The organism is Gordonia metallireducens (assembly GCF_021245825.1).
In the GTDB taxonomy this organism is placed as follows: Bacteria; Actinomycetota; Actinomycetes; order Mycobacteriales; family Mycobacteriaceae; genus Gordonia; species Gordonia namibiensis.
The window spans coordinates 51,769-73,975 of record NZ_JAJQJP010000057.1; the positions used below are offsets into that span (position 1 = coordinate 51,769).

General features: G+C 68.7%; 22 protein-coding genes. 4 read left to right on the plus strand and 18 right to left on the minus strand.

The window, feature by feature from the left end:
* Positions 1-104: 104 nt before the first annotated feature.
* From LQD00_RS21600 to LQD00_RS21610, 3 genes are read left to right on the plus strand one after another with little or no spacing between them, the layout of a single operon-like run.
* A complete protein-coding gene (locus LQD00_RS21600; RefSeq protein WP_232719345.1) occupies positions 105-440 on the plus strand; it encodes an ArsR/SmtB family transcription factor in 336 nt (111 codons plus the stop codon).
* Positions 437-916 carry an SRPBCC domain-containing protein gene (locus LQD00_RS21605; RefSeq protein WP_232719346.1) on the plus strand — a complete coding sequence of 160 codons (480 nt, stop codon included), beginning with the start codon at positions 437-439 and terminating at the stop codon, positions 914-916. Before LQD00_RS21600 ends, LQD00_RS21605 begins: the two co-directional genes overlap by 4 nt.
* On the plus strand, positions 913-1,554 hold the full coding sequence (locus LQD00_RS21610; RefSeq protein WP_232719347.1) for a dihydrofolate reductase family protein: 642 nt from the start codon (positions 913-915) through the stop codon (positions 1,552-1,554). The genes LQD00_RS21605 and LQD00_RS21610 overlap by 4 nt, the downstream gene beginning before the upstream one ends.
* Before the next feature lie 4 nt (positions 1,555-1,558).
* Here LQD00_RS21610 and LQD00_RS21615 read toward each other — a convergent pair whose 3' ends face one another.
* The 18 genes from LQD00_RS21615 to LQD00_RS21700 form a co-directional block, all read right to left on the minus strand.
* Positions 1,559-2,974: an RsmB/NOP family class I SAM-dependent RNA methyltransferase gene (locus LQD00_RS21615; protein ID WP_232719348.1), complete on the minus strand. Its 1,416-nt coding sequence runs from the start codon at positions 2,972-2,974 to the stop codon at positions 1,559-1,561.
* The gene (gene fmt, locus LQD00_RS21620) at positions 2,971-3,930 is read right to left on the minus strand and encodes a methionyl-tRNA formyltransferase (protein WP_232719349.1); all 960 of its coding nucleotides are present in this window, start codon (positions 3,928-3,930) and stop codon (positions 2,971-2,973) included. The genes LQD00_RS21615 and fmt overlap by 4 nt, the downstream gene beginning before the upstream one ends.
* A complete protein-coding gene (locus LQD00_RS21625) occupies positions 3,931-5,898 on the minus strand; it encodes a primosomal protein N' (protein WP_232719350.1) in 1,968 nt (655 codons plus the stop codon). It lies immediately after the preceding gene.
* A 60-nt stretch (positions 5,899-5,958) separates the two neighbouring features.
* A complete protein-coding gene (metK, locus tag LQD00_RS21630; RefSeq protein ID WP_006866328.1) occupies positions 5,959-7,167 on the minus strand; it encodes a methionine adenosyltransferase in 1,209 nt (402 codons plus the stop codon).
* A gap of 123 nt (positions 7,168-7,290) precedes the next feature.
* Complete coding sequence (gene coaBC / locus LQD00_RS21635; protein WP_232719351.1) at positions 7,291-8,550, minus strand: bifunctional phosphopantothenoylcysteine decarboxylase/phosphopantothenate--cysteine ligase CoaBC; 1,260 nt, start codon at positions 8,548-8,550, stop codon at positions 7,291-7,293.
* 13 nt (positions 8,551-8,563) lie between these two features.
* Positions 8,564-8,863, minus strand: coding sequence for a DNA-directed RNA polymerase subunit omega (rpoZ, locus tag LQD00_RS21640; RefSeq protein ID WP_006357204.1), 300 nt, complete (start codon positions 8,861-8,863; stop codon positions 8,564-8,566).
* 41 nt (positions 8,864-8,904) lie between these two features.
* The gene (gmk, locus tag LQD00_RS21645) at positions 8,905-9,534 is read right to left on the minus strand and encodes a guanylate kinase (protein WP_232719352.1); all 630 of its coding nucleotides are present in this window, start codon (positions 9,532-9,534) and stop codon (positions 8,905-8,907) included.
* 40 nt (positions 9,535-9,574) lie between these two features.
* Positions 9,575-9,889, minus strand: a complete 315-nt coding sequence (gene mihF / locus LQD00_RS21650; RefSeq protein ID WP_004021989.1) for an integration host factor, actinobacterial type — start codon at positions 9,887-9,889, stop codon at positions 9,575-9,577.
* 471 nt (positions 9,890-10,360) lie between these two features.
* Positions 10,361-11,206, minus strand: coding sequence for an orotidine-5'-phosphate decarboxylase (gene pyrF / locus LQD00_RS21655; RefSeq protein ID WP_232719353.1), 846 nt, complete (start codon positions 11,204-11,206; stop codon positions 10,361-10,363).
* The gene (gene carB, locus LQD00_RS21660; protein WP_232719354.1) at positions 11,203-14,538 is read right to left on the minus strand and encodes a carbamoyl-phosphate synthase large subunit; all 3,336 of its coding nucleotides are present in this window, start codon (positions 14,536-14,538) and stop codon (positions 11,203-11,205) included. Before carB ends, pyrF begins: the two co-directional genes overlap by 4 nt.
* Positions 14,538-15,707 carry a glutamine-hydrolyzing carbamoyl-phosphate synthase small subunit gene (gene carA / locus LQD00_RS21665; RefSeq protein WP_232719355.1) on the minus strand — a complete coding sequence of 390 codons (1,170 nt, stop codon included), beginning with the start codon at positions 15,705-15,707 and terminating at the stop codon, positions 14,538-14,540. The genes carB and carA overlap by 1 nt, the downstream gene beginning before the upstream one ends.
* Positions 15,704-16,324: a PH-like domain-containing protein gene (locus tag LQD00_RS21670; protein WP_232719356.1), complete on the minus strand. Its 621-nt coding sequence runs from the start codon at positions 16,322-16,324 to the stop codon at positions 15,704-15,706. Before LQD00_RS21670 ends, carA begins: the two co-directional genes overlap by 4 nt.
* Entirely contained in the window at positions 16,321-17,631 is a 1,311-nt protein-coding gene (locus tag LQD00_RS21675; protein WP_232719357.1) for a dihydroorotase, read from the minus strand. The genes LQD00_RS21670 and LQD00_RS21675 overlap by 4 nt, the downstream gene beginning before the upstream one ends.
* Positions 17,632-17,671: 40 nt before the next feature.
* Positions 17,672-18,622 (minus strand): aspartate carbamoyltransferase catalytic subunit, encoded by a 951-nt coding sequence (locus LQD00_RS21680; protein ID WP_232719358.1) that lies wholly within the window; start codon positions 18,620-18,622, stop codon positions 17,672-17,674.
* Positions 18,622-19,206 (minus strand): bifunctional pyr operon transcriptional regulator/uracil phosphoribosyltransferase PyrR, encoded by a 585-nt coding sequence (gene pyrR / locus LQD00_RS21685; RefSeq protein ID WP_232719359.1) that lies wholly within the window; start codon positions 19,204-19,206, stop codon positions 18,622-18,624. The genes LQD00_RS21680 and pyrR overlap by 1 nt, the downstream gene beginning before the upstream one ends.
* A gap of 162 nt (positions 19,207-19,368) precedes the next feature.
* Positions 19,369-19,842, minus strand: a complete 474-nt coding sequence (gene nusB / locus LQD00_RS21690; RefSeq protein WP_006357195.1) for a transcription antitermination factor NusB — start codon at positions 19,840-19,842, stop codon at positions 19,369-19,371.
* A gap of 3 nt (positions 19,843-19,845) precedes the next feature.
* Positions 19,846-20,409, minus strand: a complete 564-nt coding sequence (gene efp / locus LQD00_RS21695) for an elongation factor P (RefSeq protein ID WP_005197124.1) — start codon at positions 20,407-20,409, stop codon at positions 19,846-19,848.
* A 21-nt stretch (positions 20,410-20,430) separates the two neighbouring features.
* Complete coding sequence (locus tag LQD00_RS21700) at positions 20,431-21,546, minus strand: M24 family metallopeptidase (protein WP_232719504.1); 1,116 nt, start codon at positions 21,544-21,546, stop codon at positions 20,431-20,433.
* Positions 21,547-21,655: 109 nt separating this feature from the next.
* On the opposite strand from LQD00_RS21700, the gene LQD00_RS21705 reads away from it, so the two are divergent.
* A complete protein-coding gene (locus LQD00_RS21705; protein ID WP_232719360.1) occupies positions 21,656-22,147 on the plus strand; it encodes a B-4DMT family transporter in 492 nt (163 codons plus the stop codon).
* Positions 22,148-22,207: the final 60 nt, after the last annotated feature.

Sequence of the window (22,207 nt, forward strand, 5' to 3'; positions counted from 1 at the left end):
TGATACGCGCTTCCGCACAGATCCGACGAGGTTTTCCACAACCAGACGAAACTTCCATCACTTAACCGTTGAGTTAATCATCCGACCGTGCAACACTTAGCCACATGGCAAACAGTTCAGTCGCCCTCGATGAGATATTCGGTGCGCTGTCGGACCCGACGCGCCGCGCCGTCGTCGAACGTCTCGGGCGCGGGTCTGCGAGCGTCGGCGAACTCGCCGGCCCCTTCCCCATGTCCCTCCCGTCCTTCATGAAGCACCTGAGGGTTCTCGAGGAGAGCGGCCTGGTCATGACCAAGAAGACCGGGCGCACCCGAATGTGCACGCTCGACCGTCGACGCCTGCGACGCCTACAGACCTGGCTCGAACACCAGCGCATCGTCTGGACCGAACGCACCGACCGACTCGAAGCCTTCGTCACCGAAACCGAGGAGACCACATGATCGACCCCGAACTCGACCTGACCCTGCAACGCATCATCCGCGCACCGCGGCAACGGATCTGGGACGCGTGGACCAAGCCCGAGCAGCTCGCGAAATGGTGGACGCCCTCCCCGACCGTCACCCGGGTCGAGCGTCTCGAACCGCGTCCCGGTGGTGCACTGGTCACGCAGATGAGCGACGACGGCGAGACCTTCGTGCCGCACATGGACGCCGTGTTCCTGGTCGTCGACGACCACGAACGCCTGGTGTTCACCAACGCCATCGACAGTTCGTGGCGACCTGCGGAACCCGCACCCGTCCCCATGACCGCCGAGATCACCCTCGGCCAACATCCCGACGGGACCGAGTACAGCGTCGTCGTACGACACGGCAATCCATCCGATCGCGAGCAGCATCACGATCTCGGCTTCTACGACGGCTGGGGCTCGGTCACCGCAGCGCTCGCCGCACTCGTCGAAAACGAGGGGTCGCGATGAGAGTCACCGTCACCGAATTCATGACCCTCGACGGCGTCACCCAGGGACCAGGTTCGGCCGACGAGGACACCTCCGACGGCTTCACTGCCGGCGGATGGTTGGTCCCACACATGGACGAGACCTTCATTCAGCAGGCGTCACAGTGGCTCGATCTGGCCGACGGACTGCTCCTGGGGCGTCGAACCTACGAGGCCTTCGCCCGCGACTGGCCGCAGATCACCGACCCCGGCGACCCGTTCACCGAGCGGATGAACACCCTCCCCAAGTACGTGGTGAGCAGCACGCTCACCGAACCCCGCTGGCAGCCTGCGACACTCCTCGGTGGCGCCGCGATCGAGGCGGTGTCTTCCCTGCGCTCGAGACCGGGCGGTGAACTGCAGGTCCACGGAAGCAATACCCTCGCCACGTCGCTCCTCGAAGCCGGGCTCGTCGACGCATTGCGGCTGGTCGTCGCCCCGACCGCACTCGGCACCGGGAGACAGCTGTTCGGACGCAACGCAATCAGCCTGGGATTCCGGATGACGCAACACACCGCGACTCCCGGAGGACTCTTGATCCTCGAATACGAACCGACCGGCCAGGCGGCGGTAGCAGACTACGAGGGCGTCCGCGCGGTCACTGCCTCGCACGGCAACTGAACGGTCAGTCCCGGGTCAGTGCCGCCAGGAACATCGCATCCGTGCCGTGGATGTGCGGCCACAGCTGAACGTGCGGGCCGTCGCCGAGAAGCTCCGGCCCGAGCTTGCCGACGGTCACCAGCGGACGGGCGTCGAGTTGACGCGCACCTTGCACCGATGACAGAACATCAGCGACGACCGACGTGGTCTCGGCCGGGTGCGGCGAGCACGTCGAATAGACGACCACGCCACCGGGTTTGACCAACCGCAGCGCTTCGGTCAGCAACTCCTTCTGCAGGACGACGAGCTCTTCGACGTCGGCGGCGGTTCGGCGCCAACGGGATTCGGGGCGCCGGCGCAGCGATCCGAGACCCGAGCAGGGGGCGTCGAGCAGGATGCGGTCGTATCCGGGTTCGAGGCCGCTGGACCGGGCGTCGGCAACGTGGATGGTCACCGGCAGGTCGCTGACCACCTTGCGAATCAGGTCGGCGCGGTGCTTCGACACCTCGATCGCGTCGAGTCGGGCGGCGTCGATCTCGGCGAGCGCACCGATCAGCGCGGCCTTACCGCCGGGTCCGGCGCACATGTCGAGCCAACGGCCGGAGTCGTCGGCGACCTCGGCGACGGTGACCGCACGCGCGATCAACTGGCTCCCCTCGTCCTGCACACCGGCGTAACCCTCGCGGATCGCGTCGACATCACCGGGATCACCGCCGGGCAGGTACACGCAGTAGGGCGAGAAGTTGCCTTCCTCTCCCCCGCTGGTCAGCGCCAGTTCCTCGGCGGTGATGTAGCCCGGCCGGGCGACCAGGTGCACAGGCGGCCGTTCGTCGTCGGCAGCGAGCGCCGCCTGCAGCTGACCGGCCGAACCGCCGAGTGCGTCGCGGAACACCTCCGCGATCCAGCGCGGATGCGCGTACTGGAAGGCCAGGTAGCCGACGAGGTCCTCGGCGGGCGACGGCGCGAGCTCCTCGACCCACATGTCCTCGTCCTTCTGCGACACCTTGCGCAGCACGGCGTTGGCGAAACCCGAAGGGCCCATGCCGTTCTCAGAACGTACGAGATCCACCGACGTCGACACCGCCGCATGGGAACCCACGCGCGTCCGTAGCAACTGGTAGGTGCCGAGTCGCAGCACGTCGAGGACGGGGCCGTCGATCTCCTCGACGGGTCGCTTGGCCGCCGCGGCGATCACGGCATCCAGGAGCCCTTGGGCACGCGACGTGCCGTAGGCGAGTTCGGTTGCGAACGCCGCGTCGCGGCCTTCGATCTTGCGATCCCGCAGCATCTTCGGGAGGACCAGGTTCGCGTAGGCGTCGCGCTCACGAACCGCGCGCAGCGTGTCCCGGGCCGCGACGCGGGCCGGGTCGAGGTCCTTCTGCCGGAACTTCGCGGAGTTGTTGTCCCGCTTGCCCTGGCTCGGTCGGCGATCTGCACTCATCCCAATACCGTCCCATCGGTCAGTCGGGCGCCGCGCGCCCAGTCGGCGGCCGGCATCGGCTTCTTCCCGGGCGGTTGCACCGTGCCCAGTTTCACCGGCGTCGAACCGGTCCCGACGAACACCGCCTTCTTCGTCACCGCGACCGCACCCGCCGGCAACGGCTCGGCACGAACCGATTCCGGGAGCGACGCATCGTCCTCGGCGACGGGGCGCACCGGGCCCACCTTGATCCGGGCGTCGTCGAGACTCGTCCACGAACCCGGGGCCGGCGTGTAGGCGCGGATGAGCCGATCGATGATGTGCGCGGGCAGATCCCAGCGGATACGCGCATCCTCGACCTCGACCTTCGGCGCATGACTGACTCCGACCGAGGGCTGCGGTTCGGGGATGAGTTCCCCGGCCTCGATGCCGTCGAGCGTGTTGACGAGCAGGCCGGACCCGGCATCGGCGAGACGGGCGAGCAGGTCGCCGCTGGTGTCGGTGGGCCGGATGGTCTCGGTCACGATGCCGTACACCGGCCCGGTGTCGAGCCCCTTCTCCAGCCGGAAGGTGCTGGCACCGGTCACCTCGTCACCCGCGGCGATCGCGGCCTGCACCGGTGCCGCGCCACGCCACGCGGGCAACACCGAGAAGTGCAGGTTGATCCAGCCATGGGTCGGGAGCGCCAGCAGATCCTCAGGCACCAGGCCGCCGTAGGCGACCACTGCCGCACAGTCCGGCGCCCAGCGACGCAACGTCTCGGCGACGTCGGGTTCGGACATGCGTCGCGGGGTGATCACCTCGAGGCCGTGCTCGTCGGCGAGCACGCCGATCGGTGACCGCACGACCTTGCGACCACGACCCGACACCGCGTCGGGCCGGGTGATGACGCCGACGACCTCATGCGACGGCGAGTCGAGCAGGGCCTGCAACGACGGCACGGCCACCTCGGGGGTGCCGGCGAAAACGATGCGCATTCATCCGATCGTAGGCGGGTCCACCTGGACCCGGATCGGCCCGGTCTGCCGGTGCGTGTTGCGCCGCGCCTGCCCGGCGGCGAGAGCCTGCGCGAGGAGCCGGCCGTGCTTGCGCGGCAACCGCACCAGGATGCGGTCCATCTCGTCGTCGGCGGCGGCCTCCCACTCGGCACTCCCGGCCGGCGGTCGCACCCCGGGCGGGAGCGGTACCGGCCCGAGAACGTCCGCACCCTCGGGCAATTCGAGGTGTTCGACGAAGTCGGTGATGACCTGCGTCGGACCGTCGACCGAGGCCATCGTCACCGCAGGCGGAAAACCCAGTTCGACGCGCTCGTTCAGCTGAAGCGACGCGAATCCGACGGGGTCCCAACGGATCAGCGCCTGGACAGGGGCCAGGGTCGAGTCGGCGACGATGACCACGCGTCCGCCCTCGCCATGCGGCCGGACCATGCCGGCCAACGCCATCCAGCGTCGGACGGCGTGTTCCTCCGCGCGCAGATCGGCTCGGTCGAGTTGCGCCCAGGTGTCGACGACGACAGCCGCGCCGTAACCGTCTGGTGCAACCGGTTCGGCGCCCGGCGTCGCGACGACGAGGCGTGCGCCCGCCTCGATCTCGTCGAGGATGGTGTCGCCGCCGCTGGTGTGGACCGGCACGCCGGCGAAGGCACGTCCGAGTTCCTCGGCGGTGCGTCGGGCTCCGGTGACCGTCGCACGCACTTTGGTGTTGCCGCACTCGGGACAGCGGAAGACCGGCTCCGGGCGACCGCACCAGCGGCAACTCAGACGCTGGTTGCCGTCCATCTGCAGGGGCCCGTTGCACGCGCGGCAACGAGCGTGCTCGCGACACCGCGTACACGCCAACGATGGCACGTAGCCGCGGCGCGGGACGCTGAACACCACAGGCTGATCGGCGGCGAACGCCGAACGGGCCGCGTCGAAGGCGACCTCGGGGATCCGCGCTGACCTCGCCATCGGATCGCGGGCGATCTGACGGTCGTCGTCGGAGATGGCCTGCACACGCGGACTGCGATGGCGGACGAGCGGCCGGTCGGCGACGAGGTCGTGTGCCCACCCCGATGCGACGAGCGCCTGAGCTTCTGCGGTCCGGGCGAAGCCGCCGAGCACCAGTCCGCAGCGTTCCTGATGCGAGCGCAGGACCGCGACTTCACGCGGGTGCGGATACGGCGCGCGTGGATCGGCCATGCTGTCGTCGCCGTCGTCCCAGACGACGACCAGACCGAGGTCGGTGACGGGTGCGAACACCGCACTGCGCGTACCGATCACGAGTTTCGCCGCGCCGCGTCGTGCGGCGAGCCAGCGACGGTACCGCGCGGTGGGACCGAGACCGGCGGCCAGCGCGACTCCCCGGTCGCCGATGAGCGGTTCGCATTCCGCCCAGACCCGGTCGAGGTCCCGCTGGTCGGGCACGATGATGATGCAGCCGCGCCCGGCCGCCAGGGTCGTCGCGGCGAGTTCGGCGAGCCTGCGGGGCCAGGCCTCCCCCGGCAGCGCCTGCCACGCAGCACGCGGGTGCCCACCGTCGGAGATCGCCTCGAAGAACGACTCGGCGAGCGGGTAGCGTCGCCACGCATCCAGGTCGGGCGCCTCGACGACGGTCGTCGGTTCCGGCGTCGTCTCCTTCTCGGTGCGTGCGTGCCGTGGCGGAATCGCCAGCCGGACAACGCCTCCCATGGTGCCTGCATAGCGGTCGGCGACGGCGCGGCACAGCGAGGCCAGTTCCGGTGACAGGACAGGTTCGGCGGAGACGACACGGTCGAGCCAGCCCAGCTTGCCGGGGTGGTCGCTCTTCTCGATCCGGTCGAGGAGGAATCCGTCGATCAGACGACCGGCGAACCGAACGCGGACCCGCACCCCCGGAACCGCCGTCGCATCCTGATCGGAATCGACCAGGTAGTCGAACGGTCGGTCGAGGTGTGCGAGTCCGAGTATGGGCAGCACACGGGCCACCGGCAGCGAATCAGCCGGGACCCGTGCGCCTTTCGGGGGCAGGGACTGCGCCCTTCGGGGTCAGAGTCCGGCGGCCGCGCGCAGCTTGTCCGCGCGGTCGGTCCGCTCCCACGGCAGATCGACGTCGGTGCGGCCGAAGTGGCCGTACGCGGCGGTCGGACCGTAGATCGGACGCAGCAGGTCCAGGTCGCGGATGATCGCGAGCGGACGCAGGTCGAAGTTCTCCTTGATGACGCGCTCGATGACCGCCGGGTCGACGTGCTCGGTGCCGAAGGTCTCGACGAACAGGCCGACCGGAGCGGCCTTGCCGATTGCGTAGGCGACCTGGACCTCGATGCGGTTCGCCAGGCCCGCGGCGACCGCGTTCTTGGCGACCCAGCGCATCGCGTAGGCGGCGCTGCGGTCGACCTTCGACGGGTCCTTGCCGGAGAAGGCGCCGCCGCCGTGGCGGGCCATGCCGCCGTAGGTGTCGACGATGATCTTGCGGCCGGTCAGGCCGGCGTCGCCCATCGGACCGCCGAGGACGAACTTGCCGGTCGGGTTGACCAGCAGGCGGTAGTCGGAGGTGTCGAGGTTCGGCAGGTCGATGTCGGCGAGGACGGCGTCGACGACCTGCTTCTTGATGTCGGGAGCCAGCAGGTTGTCGAGGTCGATGTCGGCGGCGTGCTGGGTCGACAGGACGACGGTGTCGAGGCGGACCGGGATGTCACCGTCGTATTCGATGGTGACCTGGGTCTTGCCGTCGGGACGCAGGTACGGCAGCGTGCCGTCCTTGCGGACCTCGGTGAGACGGCGCGAGAGACGGTGCGCGAGTGCGATCGGCACCGGCATCAGCTCGGGGGTCTCGTTGGTGGCGTAACCGAACATCAGGCCCTGGTCGCCGGCGCCCTGGCTGTCGATCTCGTCCTCGGAGATACCGCTGCGGCTCTCGTGGGAGTTGAAGACGCCGCCCGCGATGTCCGGGGACTGCGCGCCGATGGCGACGTTGACGCCGCACGACGCGCCGTCGAAGCCCTTGGTGGAGGAGTCGTAGCCGATCTCGAGGATCTTGGCGCGGACGATGCCGGGGATGTCGGCGTAGGCGGTGGTGGTCACCTCGCCCGCGACGTGGACCTGGCCGGTGGTCACCAGCGTCTCGACCGCGACCCGGGCCTTCGGGTCGTCGGTGAGGATGGCGTCGAGGATCGAGTCGCTGATCGCGTCACAGATCTTGTCGGGATGTCCCTCGGTGACGGATTCGCTCGTGAACAGGCGTGACGAGGTGGTCATCAGATCCTCTCGAGATCTCGCGCGCGGATGGTTCCGGCGCCGTTTGGCAGGTATCGGCCGTCGTTGTGGCCGGTGGAGTCACTTTCAAAACTACACAGCAGGCAGTTGCTGTCGCGGTGCCGCTCAGGCCCCCCGACCATCAGGCACCAGTTGACGCACTTCGTCAAGTATCCGACTCGACATGAGTGTTTTCGATCCGAAGGGCAGAGCGGTCTCGTCACCCTTGGCGGACAGCAGCCAACCGGTGTTGTCCTCGGTGCCGAACGCCTTGCCGTCGCCGACCGCGTTCACCACGAGCAGGTCGCATCCCTTGCGGGCGAGTTTGGCCCGGCCATGGTCGAGGACCCCGCCGGTCTCGTCGCCGGTCTCGGCCGCGAAGCCGACGATGACGGTCTCGGACGGAATCCGACCGTCGTCCCGCGCCTCGACCAGCCCGCGGAGGATGTCGGGGTTGGTGGTGAGTTCGATCGGGGCCGGACCCTGATCGCCCTTCTTGATCTTGGCGTCGGCCACCGCGATGGGCCGGAAGTCGGCGACGGCGGCGGCCATGATGACGACGTCGGCGTCGGCCGCGCGCTTGGTCATCTCCTCGGCGAGTTCCTGGGCGTTGGAGATCCGCACGATGTGCACCCCGGCGGGATCGCCGGGGTCGGCGGTCGAACCGGCGACGACGGTGACGCTCGCGCCGCGCTGTGCGGCCGCGCGGGCCAGCGCGAATCCCTGCTTGCCCGAGCTGTGATTGCCCAGGTAGCGCACGGGATCGAGGGGTTCACGGGTGCCGCCGGCGCTGATCAGTACGCGGACACCGGCGAGGTCGTAGGGCAGGGCGTCGGCGCGGTCGAGGAGCAGCTCGCCGATGAGCGCGATCTCCTGCGGGTCCGGGAGGCGGCCGCGGCCGGAATCCGTGCCGGTGAGACGGCCGGAGGCGGGGGTCATGACCGTCGAGCCCTGTTCGCGCAGCGTCGCGATGTTGGCCTGGGTGGCCGGGTGCTCCCACATCTCGGTGTGCATGGCCGGCACGAAGAGCACCGGGCACCGCACGGTGAGCAGCGAAGCGGTGAGCAGGTCGTCGGCGCGTCCCTGAGCGGCGCGGGCCATGAGGTCCGCGGTCGCCGGCGCGATGATGACGAGGTCGGCGCCCTGGCCCAGACGCACATGCGCGACCTCGTCGACGTCGTCGAAGACGGTGGTGCTGACCGGATTGCCGCTGAGTGCCTCGAAGGTCGCCTTGCCGACGAACTTGAGTGCGGCGGGGGTTGGCACCACGCGGACCTCGTGCCCGGACTCGGTGAAGTGGCGGATCACCGAGCACACCTTGTATGCGGCGATACCTCCACCGACGCCGATGAGAATTCGGCGTCGTGTCTTGGTCGGTTTGGTCATCCCGACGCCGAGACTATTCGCCCTCGGTGTGCTCGAGCAGGTCGGAGTGGATCTCGCGCATCGCGATCGACAGCGGCTTCTCCTGCAGGCCCGGCTCGACCAGCGGGCCGACGTACTCGAGGATGCCGTCGCCGAGCTGGTTGTAGTAGTCGTTGATCTGGCGGGCACGCTTGGCCGCGTAGATGACGAGAGCGTACTTCGACGAGGCGCGCTCGAGGAGATCGTCGATCGGCGGATTGGTGATACCCAGCGGCGTGTCGTATGCCGGTGCGTCGGCGATCTCGGTGATGTCGAAATTGGTCGGGGTGGTCACACAAACTCCTGCGTCGAGGTCTGGGATGTCAGAGAGGCTGGTCAGGTCGCGGGCGCGGTGGGCTGCTCAGGTCCGACCAGCAAGGATACCAAGTCGGAGGCCGCTCGGTCGACTTCGCTGTTCACAATGACGTGGTCGAACTCGTCACGGGCGGCCATCTCGACCTTCGCGGTGGCCAGCCGGCGCTCGATCGCCTCGGGGCTCTCGGTGCCGCGACCGGTCAGCCGGGCCACCAGTTCGTCCCAGCTCGGCGGTGCGAGGAAGACGGTAGTCGCCTCGGGCAATCGGGCGACGACATTGCGCGCACCGACGAGGTCGACCTCCACCAGCACGGGCTTGCCGGCCTCCAGAGCCGCGAGGACGGGCGCGAGCGGGGTACCCGATCGCTGCAGGCCACCGTGGATTTCCGCCCACTCCAGGAGCTCGTCACCGGCGATCATCTTGTCGAACTCCGCAGCGGAGACGAAGTAGTAGTCGCGGCCGTCGACCTCACCGGGGCGCGGTGCGCGGGTGGTCGCCGAGACGCTGAAGTACAGGTCGGGCAACGCGGCGCGCACCTTGGCGACCACGGTGGACTTGCCGACGGCCGAGGGGCCGACCAAGACGATCAGTCGACCCCTCGTGCGTGCGGCTCCCGCGGTATCCGGCCGGTTGGTCACCGCCGGTCCCACGAGCTCGTCACGCTGCCGTGTTCGGTTGCAATGCTCACGCTCAGGAGCTGAACTTCTCGAGCAGAGCCTTGCGCTGACGGTCGCCGAGACCGCGCAGGCGGCGGGTCGGAGCGATCTCCAGCTCGGTCATGATCTCCTGAGCCTTGACCTTGCCGACCTTGGGCAGGGCCTCGAGCAGTGCCGAGACCTTCATCTTGCCCAGGATCTCGTCGTTCTCGGCATCCTTGAGCACCTGCTGGAGATCGGTGCCACCGCGCTTCAGGCGCTCCTTGAGCTCCGCGCGGACGCGACGAGCGGCAGCTGCCTTCTCCAACGCAGCGGCGCGCTGCTCGTCAGTCAACTGGGGAAGGGCCACGGGTTCCTCCGTCTTTCGTTCTTGATTGGGACTGTCATCGTCCGCCCGGGGGCGTCCGACGGCTGTTGCCACACTGGTGACGCTGCGTCGTATTCGCAACGATGCGGTCGGGTGGGGACCCGTCCGGCATCACCGATTGTTGGCGGCGAATGCGACCGTACCCACGTGATCAGGCATTTGCGAGCGCGACCCCCCGTTTTCGCGGTGTTTTCTCATGTTGTAGTGCACCGCGGTGGTTCGCTCCGCCACATCGACGCTTCACTCATCGTTGCAACGCTCTGACTACGGCTTTTGCGCCGAACCTGCAGGTCACAGCAGCGACACTGGCGACGGAGGTCGGTAGCCATGCGAAATACATGCGATCGCGCGATTCACACCCTGAGACAGATGTGACTGGAGTGATGTGACCAGATCCGCGCGGAATTCGATCGCGGTTCGAGCGTGTCGCGTGCTCCCCCGGCCACCTCGGCGTCAGCCGAGCGCGGCCTCGACCTCGTCCCGCGCCTGTACGAACGCGTTCCGCAGCGCGGCGACGTAGGGACCTGCACGGAGCACGCCACGCGAACTCGCCGGGAGCACCCAGGCCGGGTCGGCACCGTCGAAGACGACCTTCAGGTCCTCGGCGGTGGCTCCCTGAGCGCCCAGACCCGGCGCCAGGATCGGGCCGTTCAGGTGGGTGAGGTCGAGTCCGTGCTCGCGAGTGGCGCCCACGACGAGACCGACCGTGGCCGTGCCGTCGGCATTCTCGGCCGCCGCGGCGTCGACGATGGACTGGGCGACCGTCCGCTCCCCCGCCGGGGTCTTCTCTGTCAGGGCCTTCTGCACGTCGCCACCCTCCGGGTTCGACGTTCGGGCCAGCACGAACACGCCACGCCGGCCCTCACGGGCCAGATCCAGCGCGGGACGCAGCGATTCGTATCCGAGGTAGGGCGAGGCGGTCACCGAGTCGGCGCACAACGGTGAGGCATCGGCCAACCAGGCCTGCGCGTAGGCAGACATGGTCGAGCCGATGTCACCGCGTTTGGCGTCGGCGATCACCAGGGCACCGGCCTCGCGGCAATCCGCGATGACCCGTTCGAGCACCGCGAAACCCGCGGCACCGAACGGCTCGAAGAAGGCCACCTGCGGCTTGACGACCGCCGCCGACGGGGCCAGCGCCTCGACGCAGATGTCGGCGAAACGGGACAACCCGTCGACGGACACGTCCAGGCCCCAGTCGGTCAGCAGCGCCGCATGCGGGTCGATGCCCGCGCACAGGCGTCCGCGTTCGGCCGTCACCCGCCGGTAGCGGGCGCCGAAACCGGACGCCTCCGTCATGACCGGCCGGCCATGTCCGCGTGGCGTCGCTGGATCGAGCGGACCGCGACGTCACCGTTGATCGCGGCCTCGATGCCCTGCACCGCGGCACTGGCACCCTGCACCGTGGTGATGCACGGGATGTTGACCGAGACGGCTGCACTGCGGATCTCGTAGCCGTCGACACGCGGGCCCGAGTTGCCGTACGGGGTGTTGATCACCATCGTGACCTCACCGGCGCGGATGATGTCCACGACCGTGCGCTGCCCCTCGGCGGCCTCGAAGTGCTTGAGCACGGTCTCGCACTTGATCCCGTTGCGGCGTAACACGTCCGCAGTACCCTCGGTGGCCAGGATCTCGAAGCCGAGGTCGGCGAGGTGCTTGACCGGGAAGATCAGCGCCCGCTTGTCCTTGTTGGCGACCGAGACGAAGATCTTGCCGCTGGTGGGCAGCGATCCGTAGGCGGCGGTCTGCGACTTGGCGAACGCGCGACCGAAGTCGGCGTCGATGCCCATGACCTCGCCGGTGGACTTCATCTCCGGGCTGAGCAGGTTGTCGACCCCGCTTCCGTCGTGGCGACGGAACCGGTTGAACGGCAGGACCGCTTCCTTCACCGAGATCGGCGCGGTCGAGGGGGCCTCGCCGCCGTCGCCGGTCTTCGGCAGGATGCCCTGCTCCCGCAGGTCCGCGATCGACGAGCCGAGCATCACGCGGGCACAGGCCTTGGCCAGCGGAACCGCGGTCGCCTTGGAGACGAACGGAACCGTGCGGCTCGCGCGCGGATTCGCCTCGAGCACGTAGAGCACGTCGTCCTTGAGTGCGTACTGGACGTTGAGCAGCCCCTTCACCCCGATGCCCTTGGCGAGCGCCTCGGTGGAGGTGCGGACCATCTCGAGGTCGGCGCGACCGAGGGTGACCGGCGGCAGCGCACACGCGGAGTCACCGGAGTGGATACCGGCCTCCTCGATGTGCTCCATCACGCCGCCGATGAAGACCTCGTCGCCGTCGCACAGGGCGTCGACGTCGATCTCCACCGCGTCCTCGAGGAAGCGGTCGACGAGCACCGGGTGGTCGGGGGTGAGCTCGGTGGCACGAGAGATGTAGTCCTCCAGGGACTTCTCGTCGTAGACGATCTCCATGCCGCGGCCACCGAGGACGTAGGACGGGCGCACCAGCACCGGGTATCCGATGCGGGCGGCGGTGTCGCGGGCCTCGGCGAAGCTGGTCGCGGTGCCGAAGGCCGGGGCCGGGAGGCCGGCCTCGGTGAGGACCTTGCCGAACTCGCCGCGGTCCTCGGCGAGGTCGATGGCGGCCGGGCTGGTGCCGACGATCGGGACGCCCGCCTCCTCGAGGCGGCGTGCGAGACCCAGCGGGGTCTGGCCGCCGAGCTGCACGATGACACCGGCGACGGTGCCCGACTGGGATTCGGCGTAGTAGACCTCGAGTACGTCCTCGAAGGTCAGCGGCTCGAAGTACAGACGATCGGCGGTGTCGTAGTCGGTCGAGACCGTCTCCGGGTTGCAGTTGACCATCACGGTCTCGTACCCGGCCTCGCTCAGGGTGAGCGCGGCGTGGACACACGAGTAGTCGAACTCGATGCCCTGACCGATGCGGTTGGGGCCCGAACCGAGGATCAGCACCTTCGGACGATCCGGCTGCGGCGCGATCTCGCTGGTCGCCGCGGGATCGAGCTCGTAGGTCGAGTAGTGGTACGGCGTCTTCGCCTCGAACTCGGCCGCACAGGTGTCCACGGTCTTGTAGACCGGGCGCACACCGAGCGACAGACGGTGCGCGCGCACCGCGGCCTCGTCCTCGAATTCCGAACGGAGAGCGGCGATCTGACGGTCGGAGAAGCCGTTCGACTTCGCCTCGCGCAGCAGCGCCTCGTCGAGGGTGTCGGCGTCGCGGATCTCCGCACCGAGTGCGGCGATGCCGCCGATCTCGGCCAGGAACCACGGATCGATCGCGGTGGCCTCGTAGAGCTGCTCGATGGTGGCCCCGGCGTCGAACGCCAGCATCAGCTTGTACAGACGCCCGTCCTTGGGCGTCTTGATCTCCTCGAGCAGCGCGGGCAGGTCGACGGTCTTCGGGTCGGGCCGGTTGGCCTCCACCCAGAACCCGCCGGCCTTGGTCTCCAGCGAACGCATGACCTTGCCGAGCGCCTCGGCGAAGCTGCGGCCGAGGCTCATGGCCTCGCCCACCGACTTCATCGTGGTGGTCAGCGTGTCGTCGGCGCCGGGGAACTTCTCGAACGCGAACCGCGGAGCCTTGACCACGACGTAGTCGAGCGTGGGCTCGAAGCAGGCCGGGGTCTCCTTGGTGATGTCGTTGACGATCTCGTCGAGGCTGTAGCCGATGGCCAGCTTCGCAGCGATCTTGGCGATCGGGAAGCCGGTGGCCTTCGACGCCAGGGCCGACGACCGCGACACACGCGGATTCATCTCGATGACGACGAGGCGACCGTCGCGCGGGTCCTGGGCGAACTGGATGTTGCAGCCGCCGGTGTCTACGCCGACCTCGCGCAGGATGTCGATCGAGAGATCACGCATGATCTGGTATTCGCGGTCGGTGAGGGTCATCGCCGGGGCGACGGTCACCGAGTCGCCGGTGTGCACGCCGACCGGGTCGAGGTTCTCGATCGAGCAGACGACCACCACGTTGTCGCGGTTGTCACGCATGAGTTCGAGCTCGTATTCCTTCCATCCGAGGATCGACTCCTCGATGAGGACGTTGGCCGTCGGCGACGCGGCGAGACCGCCGCCGGCGATCCGCTCGAGATCGGCGTCGTCGTAGGCCATGCCCGAACCGAGACCACCCATGGTGAACGACGGCCGCACGACGACCGGGAAACCGAGCTCGGCCACGGTGTCGCGGACCTCGTCCATGGTGTGGCAGACGCGGGAGCGAGCACTCTCGCCGCCGACCTTCTCCACGATGTCCTTGAACATCTGGCGGTCCTCGCCGCGCTGGATGGCGTCGAAGTCGGCGCCGATCAGCTCGATGCCGTACTTCTCCAGCGAGCCGCGATCGTGCAGCGCAACCGCGGTGTTCAGCGCGGTCTGCCCGCCGAGGGTGGCGAGCACGGCGTCGATGGGATGGCCGGCGTCGCGCTCGGCCTCGATCACCTTCTCCACGAACTCGGCCGTGATCGGCTCGATGTAGGTGGCGTCGGCGAACTCCGGGTCGGTCATGATCGTCGCCGGGTTGGAGTTCACCAGGCTGACGCGCAGGCCCTCGGCCTTGAGCACGCGGCAGGCCTGGGTGCCCGAGTAGTCGAATTCACAGGCCTGACCGATGACGATCGGGCCGGAGCCGATGACCAGGACGTGGTTGATGTCTTCGCGGCGCGGCATCAGGCACTCGCTCCTTGCGCACGGTCACCCTCGAGCAGGGTGACGAATTTGTCGAACAGATACGCGGCGTCGTGGGGCCCGGCGGCCGCCTCCGGGTGGTACTGCACGGAGAAGGCGCGGCCGGAGAGCAGCTCGAGGCCCTCCACGGTTCCGTCGTTGGCGCAGACATGGCTGACCCGTGCGCGGCCGAAGTCGGAGTCGAACTCCTCCCCCGCCTCACCCTCGAGTGCGAAGCCGTGGTTCTGCGAGGTGATCGAGACCTTGCCGGTGGCATGGTCGACAACCGGGATGTTGATGCCCCGGTGCCCGAACTTCATCTTGTAGGTGGACCGGCCGAGGGCCCGGCCCAGGATCTGGTTGCCGAAGCAGATACCGAACAGCGGCAGATCGCGGCCGAGGACACCGCGGGTGAGCTCCACGACGTCGTCGGCGGTCGCCGGGTCACCGGGACCGTTCGACAGGAACACGCCGTCGGGCTTGAGGTCGGCGATCGCGTCGAGCGCGATGTTCGACGGCAGCACATGCGTGCGGACGCCGCGCTCGGCGAACATGCGCGGGGTGTTGGTCTTGATCCCGAGGTCGATGGCCGCGACGGTGAACCGGTGCTGATCGACCGGCTCCACGACGTACCCGTCGGAGGTGGTGACCTCGTCGGCGAGCTTGGCGCCCTTCATGTCCGGCTGGTTGCGGACCCGGCCGACGAGTTCGTCGGTGTCGGCCAGGGCCGGCCCCGAGAAGATGCCGGCCTTCATCGAGCCGTGGTCGCGGAGGATGCGGACCACGGTGCGGGTGTCGATCCCGCCGATGCCGACGATCCCCTGCTTGACGAGCTCGTCCTCGAGCGAGGTGGTGGCGCGCCAGTTGGAGACGCGACGCGTGGGATTGCGCACCGCATATCCGGCCACCCAGATCTTGCCGGAGTCGCCCTCGACCCCGGTGCTGCCCGCGCTGCCGGTGCTCTCGCCGTCCTCGGTGTTCCAGCCGGTGTTGCCGATCTGAGGCGCGGTGGCCACGACGATCTGCCGGTGGTAACTCGGGTCGGTCAGGGTCTCCTGGTAGCCGGTCATCGCGGTGCAGAACACCGCTTCACCGAGGGTCTCGCCCACTGCGCCGAAGCTCCGGCCGGTGAACACCTGGCCGTTCTCCAGCACCAAGACCGCTGTGTTCATTCCTGTGTCCCCTGTCCACTGTCATGCTGCCCGGCAAAGGCGTTCACCCAGCCGGGATAAATCGATTTGTCGTCGGCGCGGATTCCCGTGTCGATCTCGGTGCCGCTGGGCAGGACCCATCGGATCACCAGGACACCGTCGGCGCTCATCACCTTGCCCGCGATGCCGCGTTCGGTGCGTACCGCCGTGATCGCCGCGCGCGGAATCCAGATGTCGCTCGCACCCTGCCGGGAGATGAGGATTCCCTCCGCGAACTCGGCGATCGTCGCCGACGCGCGGTCGGAGATGTCTCCCACGACCACGCGGTTCTGCCAACTCGGCGCCATGGTGCTGCCGAGGTAGAGGCCGGTGTCGGGGCCGCGTTGCTCCGCCCCGAGATCGGCCGGGGTGGGCGGCAGTTCGCCGATGAGCTCGGCCTGTGCCGCCTGCTTCTTCTTGTTGCCGGTGATCAGCAGGTAGAACATCGACAGCAGGCCGATCACGATCAGCACGCACACGCCGATGAACCACGCGTTGAACACGAACCTGCCGTAGCCGAGCCAGGTGGTGAAGAGCGACGCGGCCACGAGGATGAGGAAGACGCCCGGGACCAGTCCGCGCCGGGACTCCTCGCTCATCGGGTCACCCGGCCCTCGCGGGTGGTGACCACGCCGCGCAGGACGGTGGCGGTGATGGTCGCCGGCATCGTCATCTCCTCGAACGGAGTGTTGCGCGACAGGCTGGCCAGTTCGTCGCCGCGGACCACCCACGAGGTGTCCGGGTCGACGACGGTGAGGTTGGCCGGCTCGCCGACCTCGATCGGGCGGCCCTGATCGGTCAGCTCGACGATCTGCGCGGGCCGCTCGCTCATCACCCGTGCGACGCCGCGCCAGTCGAGGAGTCCCGACTTCACCAGCGTCTCGACGACGATCGGCAGCGCGGTCTGCAGCCCGAGCATGCCCGGCTTGGCCTGGGCGAACTCGCAGCACTTCTCCTGCGCGGCGTGCGGCGCATGGTCGGTGGCCACACAGTCGACGATCCCATCCGCCAAGGCCTGGCGCAGGGCTTCCTTGTCACGGACCTCGCGCAGCGGTGGATTGACCTTGTTGACCGGGTCATATGTTTCGAGACGCGAGTCGTCGAGGAGCAGGTGGTGCGGGGTCACCTCTGCGGTGATCGCGATCCCCTGGTCCTTGGCCCAGCGCAACAGTTCGACGGTGCCCTCGGTCGAGGCGTGGCAGATGTGGATGCGCGCGCCGGCATCGCGGGCGAGCAGGGCGTCACGGATGACGATCGACTCCTCGGCGGCACGCGGCCAGCCGGCGAGACCCAGCCGGGATGCGGTCGGGCCCTCGTTGGCGACGGCTCCGACGGTCAGGCGCGGCTCCTCGGCATGCTGGGCGATGAGTACGCCCAGGCCGGTCGCGTACTCGAGGGCGCGGCGCATGAGCAGCGGGTCGTAGACGCACTTGCCGTCGTCGCTGAACATCCGCACGCCCGCGGCACCGGCGTTCATCATGCCCATCTCGGCGAGCTGCTTGCCCTCGAGTCCGACCGTGACCGCACCCACGGGGTACACGTCGACGAGGCCCACCTCGCGGCCGGAGCGCCAGACGTTGTCGGTGACGGTCGAGTTGTCGGCGACCGGGCTGGTGTTGGCCATCGCGAAGACCGCGGTGTACCCGCCCAGGGCGGCCGCCTCGGAGCCGGACCGGATGGTCTCGGTGTCCTCGCGGCCGGGTTCGCGCAGATGTGTGTGGAGGTCGACGAAACCGGGCAGCAGGACCCCGCCCCTGCCCTCGATGCGCTCGGCGTCCTCGGGTGCGGACAGTCCCGCGCCGATCTCGGTGATCACACCGTCGACGACGAGAACGTCGACCGGCTCGCCTTCGCCGTAGGGGCGAACATCGGCGAGCAGGACGGTTCCGGTTGCCGGGGCGGTCACTTGCGAACTCCTGACGTGCTGACGGTGGGCGTACTCGGCGTCACAGATGGGCTCCCGCCGAGTCGGAGCCGACGAGGAGGCGGAAGAGCACCGCCATGCGGACGTGCACGCCGTTGCGGACCTGTTCGAGGACGGTGGCCTTCGGCGAATCGGCGACCGACCAGCCGATCTCCATGCCGCGCAGCATCGGGCCGGGGTGCAGCACGACCGCGTCGTCGGAGAGCATCGCGAGGCGGCGGTCGTTGAGACCGAAGCGGACCGAGTACTCCCGGGCGCTCGGGAAGAACCCGCCGTTCATGCGCTCGGCCTGCACCCGCAGCATCATGACCGCATCGACCGACGGCAGTTCGGCGTCGAGGTTGCCCGAGACGGTGACCGGCCACTCGCCCACTCCCGCCGGGAGCAGGGTCGGCGGGGCGACGAGGACGACCTCGGCGCCGAGGGTCGACAGCAGGTGCGCGTTGGACCGCGCGACCCGCGAGTGCACCACGTCGCCGACGATCGCGATGCGGCGCCCGTCCAGCGAACCGAGCCGCTGGCGCAGGGTGAGCGCGTCGAGCAGTGCCTGCGTCGGATGCTCGTGCGTGCCGTCGCCGGCGTTGATGATCGCCGGGCCCTCGCCGTCGGAATCGGTGGTCCAGTCGGCGATCTGGGCGGGCGCGCCCGATGCGGGGTGCCGGACGATCAGGGCGTCGGCGCCTGCGGCGTGCAGGGTCTTGACCGTGTCCCGCAGCGATTCGCCTTTGCCCACAGAGGAACTCGAGGCGCTGACGTTGATCACGTCGGCGCTCATCCACTTGCCGGCGACCTCGAAGGAGACGCGGGTGCGGGTCGAGTTCTCGTAGAACACCGTCATGACGGTGCGGCCGCGCAGCGTCGGCAGCTTGCGGACCTCGCGGCCCGTCAGCGCCTGCTCGAAACGCTCGGCGTCGTCGAGCAGCGCGGTGGCCTCGTCGCGACTGAGGTCCTGCGTGGAGAGGAGATGCCGCATCAGGAATCACCCTCGGCGGCAGCGGTATTCGCAGCCGAACTCAGGACGACCTGGTCGATCCCGTCGTGTTCGGTGAGGTGCACCGACACCTGCTCGTCGCGAGCGGTGGGGATGTTCTTGCCGACATAGTCTGCGCGCAGCGGCAGTTCGCGGTGACCGCGATCCACCAGCACCGCGAGCTGGACCGCGGCCGGGCGGCCGAGGTCACGCAGCGCGTCGAGTGCAGCGCGGACCGTGCGTCCGGAGTAGAGCACGTCGTCGACGAGGATCACGATCGCGCCGTCGACGCCGCCGGCCGGGACCATGGTCCGTTCGAGCGGGCGATGGGGCTTACCGCGCAGATCGTCGCGGTAGAGAGTGATGTCGAGGTAGCCGACCGGCACCTCGACGTTGGCGAACTCGCCGATCTTGGAACCCAAACGGGTCGCGAGAGACGTTCCGCGAGTAGGGATTCCGATGAGAACGACGCGCGGGGCGTCGGGCGAGTCCAGAGCTGTCTTCTCGATCACCTGGTGTGCGACACGAGCAATCGTGCGCGACACGTCAGCGGCATCGAGCAGCACCCTGGGGGCGGGGCTGGCCAAAGCCGACCTCCTTCTCCGCCTCGCAGGACGGATCGTTAAAGGATGTCTGTCTTGCGACACTTTACACCGCGTCGCGAGACAGACGAATTCCCGCGACCTGCGCCACAGCAATCGGTCCCGGTCGCGAACACGACCGGGACCGATGGCATGAGATCTTCCGTACTACTCGGCGTCACCCGACGGCCGCGGCTCGGCGGACGCGGCGGCACGGACCTGCGGCGCGAGCTCGGCGATCTTGGCGAGCACGCCGTTGACGAAGGCCGGCGAGTCGTCGGTGGACAGCTCCTTGGCGAGCTCGACCGCCTCGTCGACAACCACGATGGTGTCGACGTCGAGCGAGTTGAACAGCTCCCAGGTCGCCAGGCGCATGATGGCGCGGTCGACGGCGGGCAGACGCTCCAACGTCCACTCCCGCAGATGGGACGAGATGACCGCGTCGATCTGATCCTGATCGTCGGCAAGCCCGTTGATCACCGTGGCGGTGTAGTCGTGGATCGAGCCGACGCTCTCGTCACTGCGGACGTATTCACGACGTTCGGCGACGAGCTGCGCGGGGCTGACCTTCTTGGCCTCTGCCTCGAAGAGAAGGTCGACCGCGCGCCGCCGCGCCTTGTGTCGGGTTCCGGGTTGTTTCACAGGTCAGGAGTTGACGCGGCCGAGGTAGCTGCCGTCACGCGAGTCGACCTTGAGCTTGTCACCGGTGTTGATGAACAGGGGCACCTGGATCTCGGCACCGGTCTCGAGCGTGGCGGGCTTGGTGCCGCCGGTGGAGCGGTCACCCTGCAGACCCGGGTCGGTCTGGGCGACGATGAGCTCGACGGTGACCGGGAGCTCGACGAACAGCGGGTTGCCCTCGTTGAGCGAGACCTGCACGGTCATGTTCTCCAGCAGGAAGCGTGCGCCGTCGCCGACGACGGCCGGCGGCAGCGAGAACTGCTCGTAGTCCTGTGCGTCCATGAAGACGTAGTCGGTGCCGTCGTTGTACAGGAAGGTCATGTCCCGACGGTCGACGGTGGCGGTCTCGACCTTGACGCCGGCGTTGAAGGTCTTGTCGACAGTCTTGCCGCTCAGCACGTTCTTGATCTTGGTGCGCACGAACGCGGGGCCCTTGCCCGGCTTGACGTGCTGGAACTCCTGGATCTGCCAGAGCTGGTCGTCCATGCGCAGCACGAGGCCGTTTTTGAAATCGGCGGTGGTCGCCATGTGGTGTTTCTTCCCTTGCAGTCAGATGACGGTGAATGTCTTGTCGGTGGTGGTCAACAGTTCCGGGTCGCCTTGTGTGACGACCAGGGTGTCCTCGATCCTGACCCCACCCCATCCGGGTAGGTACACACCGGGCTCCACGGTGACCGCAGCACCGCATGGCAGTGTACCCGCCGCGAGTTTGCCGATTCCCGGCGCTTCGTGGATCTCGAGGCCCACGCCGTGGCCGAGGCCGTGCACGTAGTGGTCGCCGTGCCCCGCGTCGGCGATGACGTCGCGCGCGGCGGCGTCCACCTCCCGCAGCTCCGCACCGGGACGCAGGGCCGCCCGGCCGGCGGCCTGCGCGGTGGCGACGAGGTCGTAGATGTCGCGTTGCCAGTCCGCGGCGCGGCGCAACACGAAGGTACGGGTCATATCGGAGTGGTAACCGCCGACGACCGCGCCGAAGTCGATCTTCACGAGATCGCCGTCGGCCAGCGCGGTGTGGGTGGGCCGGTGATGCGGGATCGCCGAGTGCGCACCGGCGGCCACGATGGTCTCGAAGGCGATGCCGTCGGCGCCCAAGCGGTACATCTCGAACTCCAGTGCACGGGCGGCCTGGCGCTCGGTGGTGCCGGCACGCAGGACGCCGTCGGCGATGATCTGGGCGAGGGCGGCGTCACCGATCGCGCAGGCGGCACGCAGCAGCGCGATCTCCCCCGCGTCCTTGACCGAACGCAGCGCCTGCACGACGCCGGTGAGGCCGACCAGTTCGACACCGGAGTCCTCGATCGACGCGGTCACGGCACGGTGGCCGGCGACGGTCTCGGCGTCGGCCTCGAAGCCGATCCGCGACGCACCCGCGGTCCGTGCGTGGGCGATCAGCGCCGGTACGCAGGCCCGTTCGATGACGGACTCGACGTCCGGCACCTGCGCGGCGACCTGGGTGAGGTAGCGGCCATCGGTGGCGATCCGATCCCCCGCGGGATCGGACACGTCGATGAGGACCGCCGCGTTGGACCCCGTGAAGCCGGTCAGATAGCGGACGTTGACGAGGTCGGAGACCACGAACGTCGACACCTGCTCGGCGTCGGGACGCTCGCGTAACTGGTTCCGCAGCCGGTCCCGCCGGGCTGCTGTGTCGTGGATGATCGGCACCCGGGCAACGCTACGGCGGGACGACGCCCAGTGCGAACCCGGCACGCTGGACCGGCCGGATCGACCGGGTGTGTCGGCGATCACGGCACAGATGCGTAGTATGACGCGCATGTCTTCGTGGTTGGTACGCGGTCTGACGATGACCGCCGTTCACGTCCTCGCCCGAATCCTGCTCGGTGTCGCGGTGGTCGAGGCCCCGCTGAACTCCACCGTGTGGCGCACCGTCACCATCGCGGCGGTCGTCCTGATCGCCCTGGTCTGGGGCGGTTTCGACGGTATCCGCGATGCCCGCGCCAACCCCGATCCGGACGACTACGAGGACCTCACCGTCCGCTGGCTCAAGGCGGGTGTCATGGCCGGTGTCATCGCCGGACTGATCTCCTGGATCCTCGGCAACACGGTCCTCGCCGGCATCGGCCAGGCCGGCCTGTTCGTCGAGCTGATCGCCGGCGCCTCGTTCACCGCGCTGCTGGTGTTCGTCCCGGCGTTCGTCGGTGCGGCCATCGGCCGCTGGCTGATCCGCCGCGACCAGAACAAGGGCGCCCCCGAGGACGACTGGTCGGTCCACGAGGACCATCACGCCGACGCGACCGCCCAGTAGCCCACTCCGACGAACAACGAACCCCACGACCGCGAGGTCGTGGGGTTCGTTCGTCTCTGG